The organism is Collimonas sp., from assembly GCF_044339385.1.
Lineage (GTDB): Bacteria > Pseudomonadota > Gammaproteobacteria > Burkholderiales > Burkholderiaceae_D > Collimonas.
In genome coordinates this window covers 1-4,998 of the sequence record NZ_JBIIVN010000175.1, presented here as the reverse complement: position 1 = coordinate 4,998, position 4,998 = coordinate 1, and the positions used below count along the sequence as shown (strand labels likewise).

Below are 4,998 nucleotides of genomic sequence, written 5' to 3'. Positions count from 1 at the left end.
TGCACGGCTAGCTCCTTGAACTCCGCCGTGTACATCTGTTTTGGTATCTTCTTCATTGCTGGTCTTTCCAAAGGATCGTTGATTTTACGTTACCTATGGAAGACTAAATTTCGGGGGAAGCTCAGTTCTGAAGACTGCCTGAATCGAGAACCGACTCTAACTTTCATCCCGGTCATGTAGTTGTCATATATTGGCCTTAGGATGTGACTCGTCTCCTCCGATCCTCTTTAGGCTCGGATTCAGCCCGCCACCGCAAGGTCAGCGGGCTTTTCTTTGTCTGAAGCCGAGGTCTGTTGTGTTAAGCCTTTAGTGAGCCTGGTGTAATTCAATGAAGCAGGCGTGCCGGCCGAATTCAGCCTTTTAAGCGCAATGCCGATGCGCATTCCTGCACCAGAGCGGGGCCACGGTAGATCAGTCCGCTGTATAGCTGGACCAGCGAAGCCCCGGCAGCGAATTTACACTGAGCGTCGGCGCCGCTGAAAATGCCGCCGACACCGATGATAGGAATTTCGTTGCCAAGTTCGCCATGCAACTGGCGCACCACTCTGGTCGACAACGCCAGCACCGGTGCGCCGGACAGGCCGCCGATTTCGCTCTCGTGCTGTAGCCCGCGCACGGCATCGCGGCTGATAGTGGTGTTGGTGGCGATGACGCCGTCAATTCGATGGCGTAGCAGCGCTTCGGCAATCGTCTTGATCTGTTCAGCATCGATATCGGGCGCGATCTTCAATGTGATCGGCACGTAGCGCTTGTGCTGGTCCGCGAGTTTTTGCTGAGCCTGCTTGAGCTGCGACAGCAGCGAGTCCAGTTCGGATGCGCCTTGCAGTTGTCGCAGATTCTTGGTGTTTGGCGAGGAGATATTGACGGTCACATAGCTGGCGTATGGATAGACTTTTTGCAGGCAGTGCAGATAGTCGTCGGCAGCGCGCTCGATCGGGGTATCGGCATTCTTGCCGATATTGAGGCCGAGCACGCCTTGCCGTTCCTGGAAAAAGCGCGAGGCCTGAACGTTGGCGACAAACGCGTCGACGCCGCCGTTATTGAAGCCCATCCGATTGATGATGGCGTTGGCGGCTGGCAGGCGGAACATGCGCGGCTTCGGATTGCCGGGTTGCGCGCGCGGCGTTACGGTACCGATTTCGATAGAGCCGAAACCCAGCGCCGCCAAACCATCAATATATGCACCGTCTTTGTCCAGGCCTGCCGCCAGACCAACCGGATTCGGGAAGGTGATGTCCATCACAGTGCGCGGATCGGCCGGTGTTTTTCCTAGCAGCGCGGTAAGCCGCAAGGCGGCAGCGCTGCGCAGCGCAGGCAGTGTCAGGTTATGGGCGGTTTCGGGGTCAAGCGAGAACAGGGCGGGGCGGGCGAAGGCGTACAGGATTTTGGCTGACACGATGGTTTGGCGGCTGGGTAAAGGGTGAGGGTAAGGCCATCAAGCGGGGCGATATTGCTGCTTGACGGGTTGGCAACGCGAAATATGCGAGTCAGTAGCAAGCAACTATTCTAACGCACTCCATTGCCCTTGACGTAGCGCTTCGAGCGGCCGGAAGTTAATTTTATATGTCATTTTCTGGCTCTCTTTGATCCAATAGCCAAGATACACGTAAGGCATGCCCAACTGCCTGGCTTGGCTGATTTGCCAGATGATGTTGTAAGTGCCGTAGGAGGCGCCAGGCATATCCGGGTCGTAAAAGGTGTATACCGATGACAAGCCGTCATTGAGGATATCAATGATGCTGACCATGCGCAGCGTGCCACGCTGGTCGCGGAATTCCACCAGGCGCGTATTCACCTTGCTCTGTAGCAGGAACTGCGCGTACTGGTCGCGGCTGTCCTGATCCATGCCGCCGCCGCTGTGACGTGCGCTCTGGTAGCGCAGGTACAGGTCATAATGCTCGTGCACATAGGCCAGATTGGTCACCAGCGTGCTCAGGTTGCTATGGCGCCCCCAGGCGCGGCGTTGGCTACGGTTAGGCTGGAACAAAGCAACCAGTGTGCGTACCGGAGTGCAAGCCTGGCAGCCGTCGCAATGCGGCCGGTAAGTAAAAATACCGCTGCGTCGGAAGCCATTCCTGACCAGCTCAGAGTACACATCAGCGTTAATCAGGTGCGACGGCGTCGCCACCTGTGAACGCGCCTGACGATGATCCAGATAGCTGCACGGGTAGGGTGCAGTGGCATAAAACTGGAGCGTCGAAAAAGGCAGATCTTTTAAGTGCGTCATGTCCATTCCGAATATGTAGAGTCTGCCGCGGTGGCAATTGACTGCATCAACCGACTGCGTCGATCCGCCGCGCCCGGCGCGGATTTGATGCTGGCAATTCAGATCGCGCCAGATAGTCATAATTTACACCTGAAATCCGATTTGCATAAGCATCGCCAGCATCCACGGGAACACAGACCGACGTTTTGTCTGGCTTGATGAATTCTGCATGGCAGGGCTACACGGGGCGGCGGCCGGCTGGTGAGTATGTCGCATTCAATCTGCAAACAGTGGCAATGGCCGCCAGTGATGGATTTGCGGATGATCGATTGTCTGCCGCAGATGCGTCAGGAACTGGCTGCGCGGAATCGGTGCCGCTCCTAACGAAGCCAGGTGAGAGGTTTGTTGCTGGCAGTCGATCATGCTCACCCCATGCTGGCGCAAGAAGTGCACCAGATAGGCTAGCGCGATTTTGGAGGCGTCGCTGACCCTAGTGAACATCGATTCGCCATAAAACATCTGGCCGATGCTGACGCCATAGGCGCCGCCGACCAGTTTGCCGTCCAGCCAGACTTCCGACGAGTGGGCATAACCCAGTCGGTGCAAGGCCCGGTAGCCGATCACGATATCTTCAGAAATCCAGGTGCCGCCTTCATCACCGCGCGGAGCGGCGCATTCGCGCATGACTTGTTCGAACGCAAAATCGAAGCGCACTTGCCAGCGGCGGTCGCTGGCCATGCTGCGATGCACTTTGCGCAAGACCTTGTGCAGGCTGGACGATATGACAAACTGATCGGTCCTTAAAACCATCCGCGGGTCTGTGCTCCACCAGAGAATCGGCTGGTTCTCCGAGAGCCAAGGGAATATGCCGTGCCGGTAAGCATCCAGCAGACGGCGCGGCGACAGGTCGGCGCCAGCCGCCAGCAACCCGGCAGCACCGTCGACTTCGGTCAGCGCTGCGCTGACATCGGGAAAGGGACTATTCAGTTCAAGCCATGGAATCATTGCACGTCTCGCTGGATGGCTGGTCGCAGGCCGCGCTTATCTGGAACGCATGGGTTTGAGCACGTCTTGCGTATGCAGGCGAAACTGGCTACCTTCTTGCCTGACGCGCTTGATGTCGGCGAAGAACGCACGCAAGGTGATGTCGACGGCCGGGAAAGCGATTTCATCCCACGGGATTTCCGTTTCGCTGAACAGGCCCACTTCCAGGCTTTCAGCGCCTGCCGCGTAATCCAGATCGCGCAAGGTGGCGCGATAAAACAGATGCACCTGATGCACATGCGGCACGTTAAGCAGAGAAAACAGCTCATGCAGTTCGATCCGCGCGCCGGCTTCTTCCAGTGTTTCGCGGCACGCGGCGTCGCCGGTGGTTTCATCGTTTTCCATGAAAACGGCCGGCAGGGTCCAGTAACCGTATTGCGGTTCGATGGCGCGTTTGCACAGCAGTATGCGTAACTCGCCATCGCGCTCCCATACGGGGATCGAGCCGATCACCATCTTTGGATTCTGGTAATGGATGGCGCCGCAGTTGTTGCACACAAAGCGCACGCGATTGTCGTCCGGCGGAACTTGCGATGAGACGGGATGCGCACATTCGGAACAAAATTTCATAGACACCGATAAGTAGTTGGAACAACCAGGAACCGTGTTCCTCGTCGCGTTGAATGGGAGTGTTGTCTCATATTGGACAGCAATCTTTTGAGAGTGTATCACTGCGTAATCTTAACGCCATCGCAGGGAATTGTTGCATTGCGTTGCAATACCGGATATACTTTCATTCTTCAGACGCGGGGTGGAGCAGTCTGGTAGCTCGTCGGGCTCATAACCCGAAGGTCGTAGGTTCAAATCCTGCCCCCGCAACCAAATGCTCTGAGGCGAAAGCCTTGCATATAAAGGCCTCTAGTGTGCGCGCACTAGAGGCCTTTTGCTTTTGCGTGACTCTTAAAAAGCGGACTGCGTGACTTCCGCGTGACCTTTTCAGCGCGTTGACCACGCGCAAGATAGTCATCCTCTTCCGTGTGGACTCGACCTTATTGGCCTGTTCGACCAGGTGCTCGACAGTGCCAGCCGCGTAGTGCTACGGCATGCTCCTCACCGAGTGTCCCAGAGGCAATGCCCGATCCTCTTCCGAAACGCCGGTCGCCCTGAGTCGGGTAGCGTAGCATCGGCGCAATCACGCGCAGTCATCGGGTTATCGTGGTTGTTCACGGCACCGCAAATCTTCGCCGCTTCCTCCAGCCCTGCAGCGCGGCCTGCTGTGTAGGGGGAGGCATTCAAGATTGCGCAGATCAGCCCAACCGCGTTGTCTTCGGTGCTGTCTTGGCTGAATGCCTCCAAGGCCTCATGCACTGCAGGGATATCGCTGTTGTGCTGCGCTGTCGGCCAGCCGACCATCCTGTCGCTACAGGCGCAGCAGGCCGTCCTGACCCCCGACCAACTGACTGACCTGAGCACTGCCTCGGCGCTGGTCGACAAGGTCTGCACGGCTGCCGCTGCATCCGCCACCGTGGAAGTCACGTCGGTGGCAGTCTTCGTACAGGCTGCTTTCCCAGTCATCATCAAGATCGTGAACGCGGCCCCCTGGATCCTGCGAACAAGGCCGCAGCCTCGGCGGCGCTGACCGTGGCCCAGGTCGCCGTCTCGGCCGCGCTGGCGCAGTAGCATCATGGACAAGTTATTGAGCCGCCTGGTGATGGAGAACGCACTGAGCTTCCCCCGAAATTTAGTCTTCCATAGGTAACGTAAAATCAACGATCCTTTGGAAAGACCAGCAATGAAGAAGATACCAA

At 57.2% G+C, this 4,998-nt stretch carries 5 protein-coding genes and 1 tRNA gene; 2 read left to right on the top strand and 4 right to left on the bottom strand.

Going from position 1 to position 4,998, the window contains the following annotated elements; translation table 11 throughout:
* Positions 1–352: 352 nt before the first annotated feature.
* The 4 genes from ACIQ0R_RS11205 to ACIQ0R_RS11190 all read right to left on the bottom strand — a co-directional run bounded on the left by ACIQ0R_RS11205 (position 353) and on the right by ACIQ0R_RS11190 (position 3,820).
* Positions 353–1,396, bottom strand: coding sequence for a quinone-dependent dihydroorotate dehydrogenase (locus ACIQ0R_RS11205; RefSeq protein ID WP_395827331.1), 1,044 nt, complete (start codon positions 1,394–1,396; stop codon positions 353–355).
* Between the two features lie 105 nt (positions 1,397–1,501).
* A complete protein-coding gene (locus ACIQ0R_RS11200) occupies positions 1,502–2,227 on the bottom strand; it encodes an arginyltransferase (protein WP_395827328.1) in 726 nt (241 codons plus the stop codon).
* Between the two features lie 255 nt (positions 2,228–2,482).
* Positions 2,483–3,211, bottom strand: coding sequence for a leucyl/phenylalanyl-tRNA--protein transferase (aat, locus tag ACIQ0R_RS11195; protein ID WP_395827325.1), 729 nt, complete (start codon positions 3,209–3,211; stop codon positions 2,483–2,485).
* 36 nt (positions 3,212–3,247) lie between these two features.
* The gene (locus ACIQ0R_RS11190; protein ID WP_395827322.1) at positions 3,248–3,820 is read right to left on the bottom strand and encodes an NUDIX hydrolase; all 573 of its coding nucleotides are present in this window, start codon (positions 3,818–3,820) and stop codon (positions 3,248–3,250) included.
* A gap of 175 nt (positions 3,821–3,995) precedes the next feature.
* Between ACIQ0R_RS11190 and ACIQ0R_RS11185 the strand changes: the two genes are divergently transcribed.
* Together ACIQ0R_RS11185 and ACIQ0R_RS11180 are read left to right on the top strand one after the other, a co-directional pair.
* Positions 3,996–4,072: transfer RNA gene (locus ACIQ0R_RS11185), tRNA-Met, on the top strand.
* Positions 4,073–4,511: 439 nt separating this feature from the next.
* Positions 4,512–4,829 carry a hypothetical protein gene (locus ACIQ0R_RS11180; RefSeq protein WP_395827319.1) on the top strand — a complete coding sequence of 106 codons (318 nt, stop codon included), beginning with the start codon at positions 4,512–4,514 and terminating at the stop codon, positions 4,827–4,829.
* Positions 4,830–4,998: the final 169 nt, after the last annotated feature.

What these genes read in the sequence shown, in the direction of transcription:
- ACIQ0R_RS11200 (WP_395827328.1), bottom strand. Translation starts at nt 2,227, where the DNA reads ATGACGCACTTAAAAGATCTGCCTTTTTCGACGCTCCAGTTTTATGCC.
- aat (WP_395827325.1), bottom strand. Translation starts at nt 3,211, where the DNA reads ATGATTCCATGGCTTGAACTGAATAGTCCCTTTCCCGATGTCAGCGCA.
- ACIQ0R_RS11190 (WP_395827322.1), bottom strand. Translation starts at nt 3,820, where the DNA reads ATGAAATTTTGTTCCGAATGTGCGCATCCCGTCTCATCGCAAGTTCCG.